Origin of the sequence: Paenibacillus tyrphae, from assembly GCF_027925525.1 — a bacterium.
In the GTDB taxonomy this organism is placed as follows: Bacteria; Bacillota; Bacilli; order Paenibacillales; family NBRC-103111; genus Paenibacillus_G; species Paenibacillus_G tyrfis_B.
On record NZ_BSDJ01000006.1, the window covers coordinates 75,281 to 92,391 of the forward strand.

Consider the following 17,111-nt stretch of genomic DNA (forward strand, 5'->3'; position numbering starts at 1 on the left):
CCCCGAATATGATACACTTGTGAAGATATAAGTTTGAAAAAGGTGGGTTTATCGTTGCTGCGCAAACCGTTAACGCAATATAAAACGATATTTTTCGATGTCGGCGATACGCTGATGACGATTCCGGCGGCCCGGGTCATCATGCAGCAGTTTTTGGCGAGCCGGTCTTTTCATCGGGGACAGGAGCAAATCGGGGAACTTTTTACCGAAGCTTTTCGTTTATTTTATTATGGGAAGCAGCTTGACCCGTTCGAAGCTTGCACGCCGGAATCGGACCGAGCTTTCTGGATGAAGCTGTACGATTATATCCTTAAAAAACTGGGCGTCGAAGAGGAAAAGTGGACGGAAGAGCAGATTCACGTCTGCTGCCACGAGCTCTACGACTTATTCACGGCTCCGCAGCAGTATGCGCTGTTCGAGGATGTGGAGGAAAGCCTCCTCGCCTTTAAAGGGAAAGGGCTGCAGCTTGGCATCATCTCCAACTTTGCGCCGACCTTGCGCTCGATTCTGGAATACAAGGGCATTCTGCATCACTTCGATCCGGTCATCGTCTCGACGGAGGTCGGTCTGGAGAAGCCGGACCCGGCGATTTTCCGTCTGGCGCTGGAGCGCGCGGGGCTGGCATCGGAAGATGTGCTGTACATCGGGGACCATGATCGCAACGATATTTGGGCTCCTGCTCAAGTCGGCATCGATGCGGTGAAGATCAAGCGATACGATTATCATTCCGGAGACGGCATTCTTTCCCTGCGCGAGCTGCTGCAGGACGTAAAGTAGCATAGGGGAACGATTTTTAGAAGGAAGGAGCCGCAAGCAAGATGAAGAAACCTATCGGCATGGACGACTCAAGCAAGCAGGACGGAAGCCAGCGCCGTCATTTTACGACCCGGATCAACCTGTTTTTTTTCTTTACGTTTTTCCTGTTTTCGGTACTTATCGTGCGGCTGGCGATGCTGCAGTTTGTCGAAGGCAAAGAGCTGTCGGCCGAAAAGGACAAAATCAACAACGCCGATACGCCGATCCCGCCGATTCGCGGCAATATTTTCGACCGCCAAAACGCTCCGATCGCCTATACGACATCGGCACAGTCGCTCTACTTCCGCATCGAGCAGGACCAGCCCAAGGATCAGGTGGTTACTCTGGCCAAGCGCTTGGCGGACATTTTTGCGCAGTACGGCAATAAGGACGTGAAGCAGCCGACCGCGGAGGAAATCATTAAGGAAATGGATGTCGGCTTCGATTTGAACCAGCAGGAAACAGCTAAAAAACCGAGCTATTACTCGGTCCCGAGACGGATCAAGACCGACTTGACCCAAGCGGAAATGGCGTTTATTCTGGAGCATCGCGATGAGCTGAAGTGGATCGAGATCATGGAGGAAAGCCTTCGCACATACGATCGCGAGAACACGATTGCGGTGCAGCTTGTCGGGTACATGCGGCCGTTTTCGACGGCGAGGGAAGCGAAGAACGGGCTTGAATTTTATAAGGACAAAACGAAGACGGAAGGCTATCTGGACCGGGAATACGTCGGCTACGACGGCATCGAATTGATGTACCAGGAAGAGCTCCGCGGCAAAAACGGCGTGAAGTCGTATCCGGTCAACGCCTTGCAGAAAATTATCGGCAGCGCGGAAGCGCCCCCGGTCATCCCGCCGGAGAAGGGGAACAACCTGTTCCTGACTATCGACAAGAATGTCCAGCTTGCTACCGAGAAGGCAATCACGGACCATCTGGTAACGCTGAAAAGCCCGGCGTACCGCTCTAATCCGTACTCGAACAAAGGAGTCAATGCCGTCGCGGGCTATGCCGTGGCGATGGAGGTCGAGACGGGCAAGGTCGTGGCGATGGCCAGTATGCCGGATTACGATCCGACCTTCTGGAGCAATCCGTTTTCGGATGCCGATTACAAGCAGGTTCAGACGAAAATCAACAACGGCACGATTACGACCGCGTATCCAGATTATCCGGAAGATGAACAAAAATATCATCCGACATCCATCGTGTATATGGGCTCCGTCGTTAAACCGCTCTCGGTGCTGATCGGGCTCAACGAAGGGCTGTTCACGACCAATACGTATTATAACGATACCGGCGTATTTACGTACGGAAAAGACAATAATTCCAAACTGACGAATTCCGGCAGAGCCGCCTTTGGATCGATCAATGCAACAGGGGCGATCCAGCACTCGTCGAACACGTTCATGTCCGCTTTGATTGGCAACGCGCTGTACACTCGCAGCCCTAACAAAGCGGTAGAAATTTGGGACCAGTACTTGGCCAAATTCGGCTTGGGCGTGCTTACCGGCAGTGGCCTGCCGCGGGAAAGCGCGGGAATCAGCGAGTACAAGACAAATACGAAGGAGACGGCCCAATCCCGGATGGTATTCGCCTCCTGGGGGCAGAACGAGAAGTATACGACGCTCCAATTGGCGCAGTACGCGACAACGCTGGCCACCCGGGGCAAACGGCTTCAACCGCTGCTTGTCGACCATATCGAGACGTACGACAAAGGCCAAATTGTCAAGAAATTTGACCCTGTCGTACTGGATCAGACCGATTTCCCGAAAGCTTATTGGGACGCCGTGATCAAAGGCATGCTGCAGGTCGGCATTCAAGGCTTTGACGATTTTCCATATACGGTCGCCAGAAAAACAGGAACCTCGACGCAAAGGGTAGCCGGCGGCAAAGAAATTGACAACGCCGTGTTCATCGCCTTCGCGCCTGCGGAAAATCCGAAGCTTGCCGTCGCCGTCGTCGTCCCGGAGGGCGGATTCGGCTCCTACGGAGCGGCGCCGATTGCGCGTAAAATCTTCGACGCTTACGATCAATATTACGGATTGGACGGAAAACCGAAAGGGCCTCCAAAAGAAAGCAAAACGCCATAGCAAAGCACCGGAAATCTCCTCGCGAAGAGGGGATTTCTTTTTTTATAAAAAAAAGTGTTGCACTAGGTAAACATATTTGTATATTATAAACATATAGTCTTCAGGGAAATAAAAATGGGCTAATACAACTTATTTGGAGAGATGGGAGAGGGGTACTTTGAAAAACGCAAAAACAAAACCGAGGCTATCGTCTTCGTTCAAGCGGTTTATTATGACGATCATGTTCCTCGCGCTTGCCGTATCGCTCGCTGCGTGCGGAGCGCCTAAGGAGAAGGAGAACGCCGCTCCCAGCAAATTGAAAATAACGACCACAATCGGAATGATCGCCGACATCGTCAAGCAGGTTGGGGGAGAGCACGTCGAGGTGACCGGATTGATGAAGGCGGGCGTCGACCCGCACTTATACAAAGCATCGCAAGGCGATCTGAAAAAGCTGGATCAGGCAGACATCATTTTCTATAACGGGCTTCATCTGGAAGGCAAAATGACCGACGTCTTCGAGAAAATGGAGAAAACGAAACCGACGGTGGCCGTGACGAAAAACATTCCGGAGTCGAAGCTTCGCGGCATGGAGGACGGAACCGGAGCGCACGACCCTCACGTATGGTTCGACGTCAAGCACTGGATCAGCGCGACCGAGACGGTGCGCGACGAGCTCAGCAAGCACGATGCGGCGAACGCGGCGGATTACAAGAAAAACGCGGAGGCATACATCAAGCAATTGGAGGAGCTGCATCAGTTCGCAAAGGAGCAGATTGCCTCGATTCCGGAAAAGCAGCGGGTACTCGTTACGGCGCATGACGCGTTCGGTTACTTCGGGGATGCGTACGGCATCAAAGTGATGGGGCTTCAGGGCATCAGCACCGCGTCGGAATACGGCTCCAAGGACGTCAGCGACCTGCGCGACTTCCTCGTCGCGAACAAGATTAAGGCGGTTTTCGTAGAGTCGAGCGTACCGAAAAAATCGATCGAGGCCGTTATCGAAGGAGCCAAGAAGCAAGGACACGAGATCCAAATCGGCGGCGAGCTGTTCTCCGACGCGATGGGGGAAGAAGGCACGCCGGAAGGCAACTATATCGGCATGGTAAAGCACAACATTAATACGATCGTTCAAGCGTTGAAGTAAGAGTCCGGGAGAGAGGGCGAGAAGCGGACAACGAAAAGGGGAGTGGAACCAATGAAAGAACAGCGCATACCGTTATCTATACTAGGCATGACAGTAGCTTACCAGAAAAAGCCGGTTCTCCGCGATATATCGCTGCAGGTACCGGAAGGAAAATTGATCGGCATAGTTGGACCGAACGGCGCCGGCAAATCGACGCTGATCAAAGCGGCTCTCGGGCTCATTCCAAGCGTAACCGGGGAAGTGTCGATTTACGGCAAGCCTTACGCCGAGCAGCGGAAACTCATCGGCTACGTGCCGCAGCGGGAGTCCGTCGATTGGGATTTTCCGACAAGCGCGCTCGATGTGGTGATGATGGGCCGATACGGTCATTTAGGCTGGCTCAAGCGGCCGGGTGCCAAAGAGCGGGAGATTGCCATGGACTGCTTGTCCAAGGTAGGCATGGCCAGCTTTGCCGACAGGCAGATCAGCCAGCTGTCCGGCGGACAGCAGCAGCGCGTGTTTTTGGCCCGGGCGCTGGCGCAGGATGCGAAGCTGTATTTTATGGACGAACCGTTCGTTGGCGTCGATGCGGCCACGGAGAAAGCGATCGTTACGCTGCTCGGCGAGCTCCGGGAGCAGGGCAAGACCGTTCTGGTCGTGCACCATGACCTCGCGACCGTGAAGCAATATTTCGACTGGGTCATCCTGCTGAATGTGGAGCTTCAGGGCATCGGGCCTGCGGAAGAAGTATTTACGCGGGACAATCTTCAACAAACGTATGGCGGGCGGCTGGCCTTTTTGGACCAGCGTGAAGGCGCGCTCGTTGTGAACGCGAGGTGAGCGGCATGGCATGGCTGGAAATGTTCCGCGATCCGAATGCGCAATGGATATTGATGGGGAGCATGCTGCTCGGCCTGAGCAGCGGCGTGCTTGGCAGCTTCGCTTATTTGCGCAAGCAGAGTCTGATGGGCGACGCGCTTGCGCATGCGGCGCTGCCGGGCGTGTGCATCGCTTTTATGCTTACCGGCTCGAAATCGATCTTTTTCTTCCTGCTCGGCGCGATTGTCGCCGGTCTGGCGGCCACCTTCGGGATCGGCTATGTAACACGCAACTCCCGGATCAAGCAGGATACGGCGCTTGGTATCGTATTGTCGGTATTTTTCGGACTCGGCATCGTACTGCTGACCAAAATTCAGCACGGCGGCAGCGGCAACCAGAGCGGTCTCGACAAGTTTTTGTTTGGGCAGGCCGCTTCCATGGTACTGTCGGACGTCATCACGATGGCGGTTGTGGCGCTGCTGCTGACGATGATTTGCGCCTTGCTGTTCAAGGAATTCAAGCTGCTCAGCTTCGACCCGGGTTTTGCCAAGGGGATCGGGCTGCCGGTTGCTTTTCTCGACCAGTTCATGATGTTTCTGATCGTGGTGGCCGTGGTCGTCGGCATTCAGGCCGTAGGCGTCGTGCTGATGTCGGCGCTGCTCATTACACCGGCCGTCTCGGCCCGGTATTGGACCGAGAAGCTGGGCGTCATGGTAGCTCTCTCGGGCGTTTTCGGAGCGCTCAGCGGCTTCTTCGGCACCCTGCTTAGCGGCATGGCGAACAATATGCCGACCGGACCGCTTACGGTGCTGGCCGCGACCTTTTTCTTCGTCGTGTCGGTGCTGTTCGCGCCGCGCCGGGGGCTGTTGGCCAAATTGCTTGAGCGATTGGCTGTCAAACGGAGCGTGCTAAGCGAGCGGGAGCTTCGGCCGCAGCTGCACGGCATCGGTGCGGCAGGCGAACCGCTTCGGAAGGAGGGGCAGGCATGAACGACTTCTGGATACTGCTGACGGCTGCGCTCGTAGCCTGCTCCTGCAGCCTGCTCGGCTGCTTCCTCGTTCTGCGGAAAATGGCGATGATCGGGGATGCGATCAGCCACTCGGTATTGCCGGGAATTGTGCTGGCGTTTCTGCTCAGCGGCTCGCGGGATTCGCTGTGGATGATGCTGGGGGCGTCGGTCATCGGCCTCGTGACGGTGTTTCTGATCCAATGGTTTCATCAGAACGGCGTTCAATCCGATGCTTCCATCGGCGTCGTGTTTACTGCCTTGTTCGCCGCAGGTGTCGTCTTGGTAAGTCTGTATACGCGGCAGGTGGATCTCGATCTGGATTGCGTGCTATACGGGGAAATTATTCATGTGCCGTGGGAAACGGTGGAGTGGAACGGGATCGATATCGGCCCGAAGGCGGTCTGGGGACTCGGCATCGTGCTGACGCTCAGCGCTTTGATCATCGGGCTGTTCTACAAGCAGTTCAAAATATGCGCGTTCGACCCGGCCATGGCTGCTGCGGTAGGCATTCCGGTCGCGCTGTTCCATTACCTGCTGATGGGACTGGTCTCCATGACGACGGTAGCCTCGTTCGAAAGCGTAGGCGCCATTCTGGTCGTCGGTATGCTGGTCGTGCCGGCCGCCACGGCGTATTTGCTTACGGAGAAGCTCAGCCGCATGATCCTTTACAGCATGGGAGTCGGCGTGCTGAGCGCCGTGCTCGGCTACCTCGCCGCCGTGCTGCTGGACGCTTCGATCGCCGGCTGCATGATCGTCGCCGCAGGCGTGCTGTTCATCCTGGCGCTGCTCTTCTCGCCGACGCACGGCGTCGTCTGGCGCAAATTCAGACGGAAGCAGGCCGCTGTTGTGTAAAAGGGAAAAACCGGGCTTACGCGAGCCCGGCTTTTTCGTATACGCGCTTGAACGCTTGCTGTGATCGTGCAACCAACGCTTCGGCGGTGTCTGCCGGCGGATGTGGTGTCAAAATCTCCTGTGCCACGACGCCGGTATAGCCGATGCGGTGCAGCCCTTGCAGGAACGTCGTCAAATCGATGACGCCCTCGCCCGGATACAGCCGGTCGTTGTCCAGCACTTCGGCGACCGGAACGTCCTTCGCGTCGTTGATATGGACATGGACGATCTGGTCGGCGCGCAGCTTGGCGATGTCGGCCGCTGTGCCTCCCGTCGTATACCAGTGATAGGCGTCGAACAGCAAGCCGACATTGCTTTTGCCGATCGTATCGATCCACTCCAGCATACTCTCCGCATCCTGTAGAAATGGATGCTTCCAACGCGTTCGCAGATGGTGCGGACCGACGAATTCCAGTCCGAGCCGGATGCCGTACGCCTCCAAAATGTCCGCGCACAGGCGCAGGCGCCGAGTTGCGGCGGCCATAAAACGCGCGGCGTTCTCGTCTGTCGACGGCAGCACGTACGTGCAGCTGGCGGTTACGCCGAGCTTGCTGGCCGCAGCCGCCTCCGCAGCAAGCCGGGGCAAGCCTTCCCGGAACGCATCCTCGGTTTGCCGCCACTCTGCGGCGAGTCCGATCGCGCCGATGCGCACCTGTTTCTCCTGCAAAAAGCCTCTTACTTGATCCAAGCCTGCCGCTGCGATCCATTCCTCCAGCTCCTGGCCGTGCGCGTCAACCGCGCCGAACCCGAAGCGGGAAGCCAGCTCTACAAAGTTGTTGATCGGCCCTGCTTCGCCGATGCCTGCTCTAGTCAATCCTTTGATCATCCGTTCGTCACTCCTTCGACAAGGTATACCCGCCCACATCATAAACCGCCGCTCCGCAAGCTGTCTACTCGGAAAAAGTGACATGATTTTTGCCGGAAACCTACCATTTCCTGAAACCCGTACGAATATGGTATACTGTTGTATCGGACTATTTTTTAGCGCTTGAGGAGGAAAAACAATGTGCGGGATCACCGGCGTCATGTATTTTGAAGACCGCGAGCCTTCCCCGTCCATACTGAAAAGCATGACCGACTGTATCGTGCATCGGGGACCGGACGATTTTGGATTTTGGAGTGAGAACCGCATCGGACTCGGCTTCCGCCGCTTGTCCATCATCGATTTGCAGGAAGGCCATCAGCCGCTCGCCAACGAAGACGAAACGGTATGGATTGCGTTCAACGGCGAGATTTATAACTATAAATATTTGCGCAATACGCTTCAGGCGAAAGGACACCAATTCAAAACCCATTCGGACACCGAAGTCATCGTCCACCTGTACGAGGAGTACGGAGAGGAATGTGTGAAGCAGCTTCGCGGGATGTTCGGATTCGTCATCTGGGACCGCCGGAAAAGGCAACTGTTCGGCGCGCGGGACCATTTCGGCATCAAGCCGTTCTATTACTACCACGACAACGGCCAATTCCTGTTCGGCTCGGAAATCAAAAGCATTCTGGCCGCCGGAGTCGCCCGGACGATCCATACGGAAAGTCTGCTGAACTACTTGACGTTCCAATACGTGCCGGAGCCGACGACGATGTTTCAAGGCATACATAAGCTGCCGCCGGGACATACCGTTACCGTATCGTATGACGGCGGGCTGTCGGTCAAGCGGTATTGGGACCCGATGCTGCAGCCGGAGGAGCGGCCGTTTGACGAATGCGTCGAGCGGATCCGCGAAGCGCTCAAAGATTCGGTCGTTCACCATATGCAGAGCGACGTGGAGCGGGGCTGCTTCCTATCCAGCGGCATCGACTCGACGGCGATTGCGGCGCATATGCGTCAGGTCGAATCGATCCGCACGTTCTCCGTCGGCTTCGAGGGGGCCAACAACGAGACGGTCATCGCGCGTCAGACTGCAGAGGCGCTAGGGACCGAGCATTACGACAAAATCATCACGAAGGAAGATTACTTCGGCACCTTGGCCAAAGCCGTTTGGCATCAGGACGAGCCGGTGGCCGACCCTTCGGCGATTGCGCTTTACCATGTGGCGCAGCTAGCACGCGAGCACGTGACGGTCGTGCTGTCCGGCGAAGGAGCGGACGAGCTGTTCGGCGGGTACCGCATCTACTGCGAGCCGCAATCGCTCGCGCCCATCGAGCGGCTGCCGCACGGCGTGAAGCGGCTGCTGCACGCGCTGGCCCGGCTGCTGCCGGACGGCGTCTACGGCCGCAATTACGTGCTGCGCGGCACGACGCCGCTGGAGCAGCGGTTCCTCGGCAACGCCAAAATTTTCACCGAAGACATGAAGGCCGAGATTGTGCGGGCCGACCGCGAGCTGCTGAGCCGGTACCGCAATCCGTTCGACATCGCCAAAACGTTTTACGATAAAAGCAAGCATCTGGACCCGGTGTCCCGGATGCAGTATATCGACATGAACTTGTGGATGCCCGGCGACATTCTGATGAAGGCGGACAAAATGACGATGGCGCATTCCATCGAACTGCGCGTGCCGTTCCTCGATGTGGAGGTGTACGAGGTAGCGCGCCGGATTCCGGCCAAATACCGGATTGCGGAAGGTACGACAAAATACGTATTCCGCAAAGCGATGGAAGGCATCATTCCGGATTTTATCTTGAACCGGCCGAAGCTCGGATTCCCGGTGCCGATGCGCGATTGGCTGAAGGGCCCGCAAGGAAATGTCGTGATGGAGCAGATCGCGGCAAGCGGCATCGACAATTACATCCGGATGGACACGGTAAGGGCGATGCTCGGAAATCATCAGAGCGGCAAGGGCGATTATGCCCGGCGCATTTGGACGATTTATATGTTCGCGCTTTGGCATGCGGCCTACATGGAGGAGCTGCCGGCCCGAACGCTCGCGCACGCTCAATAAGCTAAAGTCCGCACGGGAACGATTTCGGCCGCAGCCCGCGGCAGGTACGAGCCCCAAGGAACGGACGAAAAGGGAGAGAAGCGAACATGAGTCGATTCAAAATGGTAGCGTTGGATCTGGACGGCACTTTGCTGACGGAAGAAAAGACAATCTCGGAGGAAAACCGCGCGGCTATTCTGGCGGCGCACGATGCCGGAGTAACGGTCATGTTTTCGACCGGACGGGGGATTCAGAACTGTCAGGCTTATGCGGAGGAGCTCGGTCTGAAGTCGCCGCTCGTCACCGTGAACGGCAGCGAAGTATGGAAAGCGCCGGGCGAGCTGCTTGAGCGCCATACGCTGGACACGGAGCTGATCCGCCGCATGCATGCGCTCGCGGTTCATTACGATACTTGGTTCTGGGCTTATTGCGTCAAGGAAATTTACAACAAAGAGCACTGGCTGCCGGAAACAGAGATCGATGGGCAGCAGTGGCTGAAGTTCGGCTACTATATCGAGAACGAAGAAAGCCTTACCGCTATTCGCCGGGAGCTGGAATCGTGGGATAGACTGGAAATTACAAATTCCCATCCGTTCAATATCGAGGTGAATCCGAAAGGAATCAGCAAGGCCAGTGGACTGAGACAAGTATGCGCCATGCTCGGAATCGAGATGTCGCAGGTGATCGCCATGGGTGACAGCTTGAACGATGTCGCCATGATCCGCGAAGCGGGGCTCGGCGTGGCGATGGGGAACGCGCAGGAAGAGGTCAAGCGGCTGGCCGATGCGGTAACCGGGACGAACGAAGAACACGGGGTCGCTCAGATTATAAGGGAATATGCGCTGAAATAGCGGATCGTGCTATCCGGCAAGGCAGGCATGACAGCTGAGAAGGGAGGCATCTATCTATGCTTATCGCCGCATGGATCATCGTCGTTGTTCTGTTTCTTGTCGGCATGGCCGGGGCGGTATACCCGGTGCTGCCGGGGGCGCTCGCGATTTATGCGGCGTTTTTTGTCTATGGCTTTATGGTCGGCTTCGAACCGTTCGGCGTCTGGTTCTGGCTCGTTCAAACGACGATTGTGGCCGTTCTGATGGTGGCCGATTATGCCGTCAGTGCGGTTGGCGTCAAAAAGTTCGGCGGCACGCGGGCATCCGTCATCGGCAGCACGATCGGGCTATTGATCGGACCATTTGTTATCCCGGTTGCAGGGCTGCTGATCGGGCCGTTTCTCGGCGCCGTCGTGGGCGAGCTGATCGTCGGAACGGAATTCCGCCAGGCGGTACGGGCGGGAATCGGAGCATTGGTCGGCTTTTTCTCGGGGCTCGTCGTTAAACTTGTGCTGCAGCTTCTGATGATCGTGCTGTTTATCATCTGGGTCGTGTAAGGCATTAAGGGAAGAAGGGAACGTTTTGTCCAAAGATTCATTAGTCAAAGGAACGCTGATTCTAACCTTGGCGGCATTGGTCGCCCGGGCGCTCGGCGTGGTGCAGCGCATCCCCCTCGTTTATTTGCTCGGCGATATCGGCATGGCGGCCTATGGCATCGCCTTCAACCTGTACTCCGTGCTGCTCGTCGTCGCCACCGCAGGGATTCCGAGCGCGCTCAGCAAAATGATCTCCGAGAAGACCGCGCTCGGCCGGCATGCGGAGGCGGACCGGATCTACAAGGCGGCGCTGTGGTTCGCCGTCTGCGCGGGTGTACTGATGACCGTGCTGCTGTACGCCGCAGCGCCGTATTTTGCCGACAGCATTCTCAACCCGCAGGCGGCGCTGCCGATCCAAGCCATCGCACCGGCGCTGCTGCTGTTTCCGCTGATCGCCATCATGCGAGGATACTTCCAGGGACGCCGGATGATGATGCCGAACGGCATATCGCAAATAATCGAACAGGTGTTCCGGGTCGTCACTTCGGTGGCGCTTGCTTATTTGCTGCTCAGCCACAGCTTGGACTATGCCGTCGCTGGCGCTTCGTTCGGCGGCGTGGTAGGCAGCATTGCGGCGGCGGCCGTGATGCTGTACTATGCGATGCGGCTGAAGCAAAGCGACCGCCGCGAACGGTCCGCGGAGGACACCGACGCAGCGGCAGCGAGCGCGGGCGCTGTGGCATCCAGCCAACCGCTGACATTCAAAGAGATCTATGCGCAGCTGTTCAAGCTGTCCGTGCCGATCGTCATTTTCTCGATGACCGTCACGCTGATTTATACGATCGATTCGTCGATCGTCACTCTGCTGCTTAAGGATCAGTTTGGAGAGCATGCGGCTCGTGAAATGCTCGGAATTTTAACCGGCCGGGCGCAATCGCTGGCAGGCATTCCGATTATTCTCGCCGTAGCGCTCAGCCAATCGGTCGTACCGATTATTTCGTCCGCCTATTCGCAAAGAGACATGAAGCAGGTGTCCGATCAGACGGCCAAGGTGCTGCAATTATCGATTCTTACCGGCCTGCCGATGGTGCTGCTGATCAGTCTGGGGGCGCGCCCGATCAACGGGTTTATTTTTGCGAACCTGACCGGTTCACCGATTGTCGATACGTACGCCCCTCCAATCATCGCTCTGCTCACCGTCAGCGCGATGTTCCAGATCGTCATGCAGACCTCGGGAGCGGTACTGATGGGGATGGGCCGCATGAGGCCGCTTGTGCTGAGCGTGATCCTTGGCATCGCGGTCAAGCTGGCGGGCAGCTATGCGCTGGCTCCGTACTGGGGCATCTACGGCATCATTGCCGCCACCGCTCTGTGCTTCGTCGTGATGACTTGGCTCAACCTCGCGGTGCTGCGGTCCGCCGTGCCGTTCCGGGTGTTCGGCCTGCGCCGCTGGTTGTCGCTGGCGATAACGACGGCGTTGATCTGCCTGCTCAGCTATGGACTGGAGCAGCTTTGTGTTGCCTACGTCCACCCGTTCGGCATCGAACGCTGGGACGATATGGTGCAAGCTTTGATCATCTGTGCGATCGCCGGCGTGGCTTACCCCGTCCTGCTCTTCCTGACGCGGGTCATGACGCTGCAGGATTTGCAGCATCTGCCCGGACCGCTCCGGAAGCTGGCGAAGCCGCTGCTCGCCCGTTTGGGCCGTACGACGCAGCAAGAAAAGCGCTAAGCGAAGCGTTAGCGCTGACAGACGATTGTGAAAACAGCCCCGAACCTTCAAGCAGATGATGCTGCTGCGAAGGTTCGGGGCTGTTTGTCGTCCGACGGCGGCTGTTGAGAGCGCCATCATTGGCGCGTGCACCGCCTGTTACGGACTGAACGTTCGCCGCTTATGGCTGCTGATTTTTGTGCCGTACCGGACCGGCGTGACACCAGAGGGTCACGATCGGGTCTTCGATGCTGGAGTGCAGGTGGTGGTCTTCTCCCGGCTCTACGACGATAATATCGCCTACGGTTACCGGGTGGAACGTCTTGTCGATCTCCATCGTCCCGCAGCCTTGCACGATCAAGAACGCTTCGCAGTCCGTATGCACGTGATAGTCCCGGCCGTCCGGCCCGTCGTTCGTATGGCTTCGCTCGCCCGGCTTGCTGAACGCCAGGCCGCCCGAGGACACATAGGCGCCAGGGAGCACTTGTTTCAAAATATGCCCTTCGCGGGCGTCCTGCAGCTCGCTCAAACGGTATTTTTTCATTCGCGGTGATCCCTCCGTTTTTTGGAAAAAGGGGTAATTCCGATTCCGTAATGATCATATCCGATTTGGGCTCCGACGGGTATTGAACAATTTAAGAAAGACATGGAATCTTTTATGCTTTATTCGTAGGGAAGTTACGCGGAGAACCAGGCTTGCTCCAAGATCCGCGCCGCAGCGTCGATGTCCTCCTCGGATAGCCCGGCGAAGCCGAGCAGAATGACCGGGTCCGGCCCTTCGGGGACGGACTCGAAGCAATAGCCCGAGATGCCGTATACCTTGACGCCCGCTTCCTTCGCGCGGGATACCAGCTCTTCCTCGCTCAAGCCGTTGCGCACCTTCAGGAGCAGGTGCAGGCCGGCGTTTTCCCCGATAATGTCGACCGGCTGAGGGAACTTGCACACCGCCGCCACAAGCCGGTCTCGTTTTCTTTTGTAAATGCGGCGCATTTTGTTCAAGTGCTTCTCGAAATGCCCTTCCTTGATAAACCGGTACAGCACGTGCTGATCGATGCGCGAAACGGTCGAGGCATAAGAAATGTAATGCGTGCGGTACACCTCCAGTAGCCGTCCGGGCAGCACCATATAGCTGATGCGCAGCGAAGGAGATAACGGCTTCGACAGCGTGCCGATATAGATCACTTTGCCGCTCGAATCCATCCCATGCAGCGAAGGGATCGGCTTGCCGCTGTAGCGGAATTCACTGTCGTAATCGTCCTCGATGATGTACCGGCCATCCTGTTCGTTGACCCACTGGAGCAGCCGCATCCGGCGGTTGACCGGCATGACCATGCCCATCGGGAACTGATGGGAGGGCGTCGTATACACGATGTTCGAGCGTCCGTCCGCAAGCTGCGCAACGTCGACACCCTCTTCATCCAGCGGCAGCAGCTGAACGTCGATGCCGTAGCTTCGGAGAATGCGGTACATCCGGTAATACCCCGGATTCTCGACGGCGAATGAATTGTCCCGGCCCAAAATTTGCAGCAGCAGCTGAAACAGGCTCTCCGTCCCGGCGCCGACGATAATTTGTTCCGGGGTGCAGGACACTCCGCGGGAGTAGTACAGGTACTGGGAAATCGTACTGCGAAGCCTTTCGTCTCCTTGCGGATGCCCGAGCTGCAGCAGCGACTTGTGCTCGGACTGAATCGTTTCTTTAGCCAGCTTCTTCCATATGGCAAAAGGGAACACGTCCAGATCGATACTTGTCGGCGAAAAATCGTACCGGGGAATGAAGGCGTCCGAGTCCGTCGTCGGCTTTCGCATGGCAGGTACCGGCGGTTCCGTACCGATCCGCAGCACCTCGTCCGTTTTGCTGACGAAAAATCCGCGCTTCGGCACCGCTTCGACGTAGCCTTCCGCCACCAACTGCTGATATGCGGTTTCCAGCGTATTTTGGCTGATGCGCAAATACCCGGCCAGCTTCCGCTTGGACGGCAGCCTTGTCCCGTAGGAGAGGTGCCCCGACTCAATTTCCCGCTTGATGTGCATGTATAGCTGATCGTATAAAGGCTGCTTGCGTCCCGGGTCCAAATGAACCGTGAACATGTCCATGAACGATGCCCCTTCCCAAAACTGACCTCATCATTTTGTACAAAACTGAAGCTTATGATCCGTTCAAATAATGATTATAATCGAAAAAACATAGACAGGAAAGGACATAAGCAGCATGTTGAAAAAGTCGTATCGAGGAAGAAATCTTGGGCTGGCGCTCATCATTATCGGTGCCGGCTGCTGGGGATTGTCGTCCCCCATGATGGAATGGCTGTTCTCCCATCAGAAAATGTCGTCCACGGCGCTTCTGCAATTCCGGTTCATGCTATCGGGCGTGATCCTGCTATTGATCGCCATGGGCAGAAAGCAAAATATATGGAAGGTTTGGACCGATCTTCGCATGGTCCTGTCTTTAATCATCTTTTCGGTCTGCGGGATCATGGTGCTGCAGTATGCGTTCATCAGCACCGTCGAAACGGGCAATGCTGTGACGGCTACCTTGTTTCAATTTTTGAGTCCGGCGGTCGTCATGATCGTGCTGGCGTTCAAGAAGCGGAAGCTGCCGACCTGGATCGAGACGGTGCTGGTTTCACTCTGTATCCTCGGGTTGTTTTTCATGGTGACGAACGGGTCTTTGGAAGGAATTTCCTTGTCGCCCAAAGCCGTCGGCTGGGGGCTTGCCACTGCCGCTGCGTTCGCCTTCTATACGTTGTTTCCGGTTCCGCTCATCCGCCGCTGGGGCGGCATGCTCGTGTTGGGCTGGGGGATGCTGATCGGCGGGATCGTGTTCAACGCGCTGCCTGTTTCTGGAGGCTTTTACTCGGCTGTGCAGGGCATGGATGCCATCTCCTGGATTCTCGTGCTGTTTATCGTCTTGTTCGGTACGTGCCTGGCCTTTTTGTTTTATTTGGAAAGCCTTCATTACCTGGAGCCCGCCGAAACGAACACGCTGTCCGTCATGGAGCCGCTCGTGACGATCGTCGTTTCGATGCTGTGGCTTGCGGAGCCGTTGAAGTTCTTTCAAATCATGGGCGGTCTGTTCATCGTCGCTTCGTCCGTCTTGCTGTCCGTCAAGCCTTGGGATAAAAGGGCGCGAGGCGGGGAGAGAACGGCAAGTGAAGGGTTATAGCCGATTGTCCGGGCCGGCAAGCCTAAAAAAATACAGTCTCTTAAAAAACGAATCCATCCTCCCTTATCCGAACATGTAGTATGATGAAGAGATCAAGGGAAAGGGGAGATCCGTCATGACCGCACGGGAAACGTGGATTGCGGAAGTCGAAGGCATTGAGACGCTGGATACGCATACCCATTTAGTCGGGGACAAGCTGTGTGCGCAGAGCTTCTGGGATATCGCCCATTATTTCTGGTTGAACCGGGAAATGCAGGCGGGCGGATATCCCGCCGACGCGGCGGAGCTGCCGGAGAAGGAGCGCATCGAAGCGTTTATGAAGGCGTACCGCGCCACGCGGAATACGCTGATGAATTGGACCGTCACACACATCTTCAAGCAGCTGTACGGAATTGAGCTCCGCGACGAGCGCTCTGTCTACGAGGCCGATGAGGCGGTCCGGGCATCGGCTCAACAGGCGGGCTGGGCGCAGCAGGTGGCGGACAAGCTGAACGTCCGCGCCTTCGTGGTCAATCATCCGGACCATGCGAAGTTTGTCGGCATGAAGCGCGACGCGATTTTGCTTCCGCGGATCGACGGCAAGCTGCCGCAGTGGACCCGGGCCATCGCGGCGTCGGCGCAGCCGGAGGAAGCGTACGAAGAGGCGCAGCAAAGCATAGATAAGCTGTTTGCGTCGTACCGGGTGCAGGGGTGCCCGGGCGTCATGACAACGCTGCCCGCTTTCGAGGCCAGCGCCAACCGCTCGTATGCGTTGAAAGCCGGCGCGACGGAGGACCAGATCCTGATGATGCTTCTGCATGCGGTGTGCGAAGCGGCCGAGCGTCACGGGCAGATGTTGCAAATCTTCGTGGGCGTGGAACGGTCCTGGTGTGGTATGGCGACCCCAGTAAACGATCCGCTCAAGATCGTCAAGCTGTCCGGCTTGTTCGAGCGGTATGCCGTTCCGTTCGAGCTGGTGGCAGCCTCGGAGCTGAACAACCTGGATATCGTCCAGGCGGCGTGGAATTTCCCCAATGTGCACACGGGAGGGCAGTGGTGGTTCAATTTCCGCGCCAGCACGTACCGCGATGCGATGCAGTACCGGCTGGAGGCGCTGCCTGCGCTCAAAAGCTCGCTGATCGTCTCCGACGCGCGCTGCATCGAATGGAGCTACGGCAAAATCGCGCTCGTCAAACGGCTGATGGCCGAGTTTCTCTTCGAGCAGACGGAGCGGGGCTGGATCGACCGCGAGACGGCGCTGCAGGTTGCCAGGGGCTGGCTCTACGAGAGCGCGGCGCAGCGGTACGGCTTCCGGGAGCAGTAAG

At 57.0% G+C, this 17,111-nt stretch carries 15 protein-coding genes; 12 read left to right on the top strand and 3 right to left on the bottom strand.

Annotated elements, in window-relative coordinates:
- Positions 1 to 54: 54 nt before the first annotated feature.
- The 6 genes from QMG93_RS09060 to QMG93_RS09085 all read left to right on the top strand — a co-directional run bounded on the left by QMG93_RS09060 (position 55) and on the right by QMG93_RS09085 (position 6,670).
- Complete coding sequence (locus tag QMG93_RS09060; RefSeq protein WP_281935606.1) at positions 55 to 777, top strand: HAD-IA family hydrolase; 723 nt, start codon at positions 55 to 57, stop codon at positions 775 to 777.
- A 41-nt stretch (positions 778 to 818) separates the two neighbouring features.
- Positions 819 to 2,885: a peptidoglycan D,D-transpeptidase FtsI family protein gene (locus QMG93_RS09065; protein WP_281935608.1), complete on the top strand. Its 2,067-nt coding sequence runs from the start codon at positions 819 to 821 to the stop codon at positions 2,883 to 2,885.
- Between the two features lie 211 nt (positions 2,886 to 3,096).
- Positions 3,097 to 4,011 (top strand): metal ABC transporter solute-binding protein, Zn/Mn family, encoded by a 915-nt coding sequence (locus QMG93_RS09070; RefSeq protein ID WP_281935924.1) that lies wholly within the window; start codon positions 3,097 to 3,099, stop codon positions 4,009 to 4,011.
- Between the two features lie 51 nt (positions 4,012 to 4,062).
- Positions 4,063 to 4,830, top strand: a complete 768-nt coding sequence (locus tag QMG93_RS09075) for a metal ABC transporter ATP-binding protein (RefSeq protein WP_281935610.1) — start codon at positions 4,063 to 4,065, stop codon at positions 4,828 to 4,830.
- Positions 4,831 to 4,835: 5 nt separating this feature from the next.
- Entirely contained in the window at positions 4,836 to 5,798 is a 963-nt protein-coding gene (locus QMG93_RS09080; RefSeq protein WP_281935612.1) for a metal ABC transporter permease, read from the top strand.
- Positions 5,795 to 6,670, top strand: a complete 876-nt coding sequence (locus tag QMG93_RS09085; RefSeq protein ID WP_281935614.1) for a metal ABC transporter permease — start codon at positions 5,795 to 5,797, stop codon at positions 6,668 to 6,670. The genes QMG93_RS09080 and QMG93_RS09085 overlap by 4 nt, the downstream gene beginning before the upstream one ends.
- Positions 6,671 to 6,686: 16 nt before the next feature.
- Here the strand turns inward: QMG93_RS09085 and QMG93_RS09090 are convergent, their stop codons facing one another.
- Positions 6,687 to 7,535, bottom strand: coding sequence for a sugar phosphate isomerase/epimerase family protein (locus tag QMG93_RS09090; protein WP_281935616.1), 849 nt, complete (start codon positions 7,533 to 7,535; stop codon positions 6,687 to 6,689).
- A 178-nt stretch (positions 7,536 to 7,713) separates the two neighbouring features.
- Between QMG93_RS09090 and asnB the strand changes: the two genes are divergently transcribed.
- From asnB to QMG93_RS09110, 4 genes are all read left to right on the top strand, one after another.
- Positions 7,714 to 9,588: an asparagine synthase (glutamine-hydrolyzing) gene (asnB, locus tag QMG93_RS09095; protein ID WP_281935618.1), complete on the top strand. Its 1,875-nt coding sequence runs from the start codon at positions 7,714 to 7,716 to the stop codon at positions 9,586 to 9,588.
- Positions 9,589 to 9,674: 86 nt separating this feature from the next.
- The gene (locus QMG93_RS09100) at positions 9,675 to 10,418 is read left to right on the top strand and encodes a Cof-type HAD-IIB family hydrolase (RefSeq protein ID WP_281935620.1); all 744 of its coding nucleotides are present in this window, start codon (positions 9,675 to 9,677) and stop codon (positions 10,416 to 10,418) included.
- A gap of 56 nt (positions 10,419 to 10,474) precedes the next feature.
- Entirely contained in the window at positions 10,475 to 10,954 is a 480-nt protein-coding gene (locus tag QMG93_RS09105) for a DUF456 domain-containing protein (RefSeq protein ID WP_281935622.1), read from the top strand.
- A gap of 25 nt (positions 10,955 to 10,979) precedes the next feature.
- Positions 10,980 to 12,665, top strand: coding sequence for a polysaccharide biosynthesis protein (locus QMG93_RS09110; RefSeq protein ID WP_281935624.1), 1,686 nt, complete (start codon positions 10,980 to 10,982; stop codon positions 12,663 to 12,665).
- A gap of 160 nt (positions 12,666 to 12,825) precedes the next feature.
- On the opposite strand, the gene QMG93_RS09115 is transcribed toward QMG93_RS09110, so the two are convergent.
- Both QMG93_RS09115 and QMG93_RS09120 read right to left on the bottom strand, forming a co-directional pair.
- Complete coding sequence (locus tag QMG93_RS09115; RefSeq protein ID WP_281935626.1) at positions 12,826 to 13,188, bottom strand: cupin domain-containing protein; 363 nt, start codon at positions 13,186 to 13,188, stop codon at positions 12,826 to 12,828.
- Positions 13,189 to 13,322: 134 nt separating this feature from the next.
- Positions 13,323 to 14,738 (bottom strand): PLP-dependent aminotransferase family protein, encoded by a 1,416-nt coding sequence (locus tag QMG93_RS09120; RefSeq protein ID WP_281935628.1) that lies wholly within the window; start codon positions 14,736 to 14,738, stop codon positions 13,323 to 13,325.
- A 115-nt stretch (positions 14,739 to 14,853) separates the two neighbouring features.
- Between QMG93_RS09120 and QMG93_RS09125 the strand changes: the two genes are divergently transcribed.
- Positions 14,854 to 15,807 carry a DMT family transporter gene (locus QMG93_RS09125; RefSeq protein WP_281935630.1) on the top strand — a complete coding sequence of 318 codons (954 nt, stop codon included), beginning with the start codon at positions 14,854 to 14,856 and terminating at the stop codon, positions 15,805 to 15,807.
- 115 nt (positions 15,808 to 15,922) lie between these two features.
- Positions 15,923 to 17,110, top strand: a complete 1,188-nt coding sequence (locus tag QMG93_RS09130) for a glucuronate isomerase (RefSeq protein ID WP_281935631.1) — start codon at positions 15,923 to 15,925, stop codon at positions 17,108 to 17,110.
- Position 17,111: the final 1 nt, after the last annotated feature.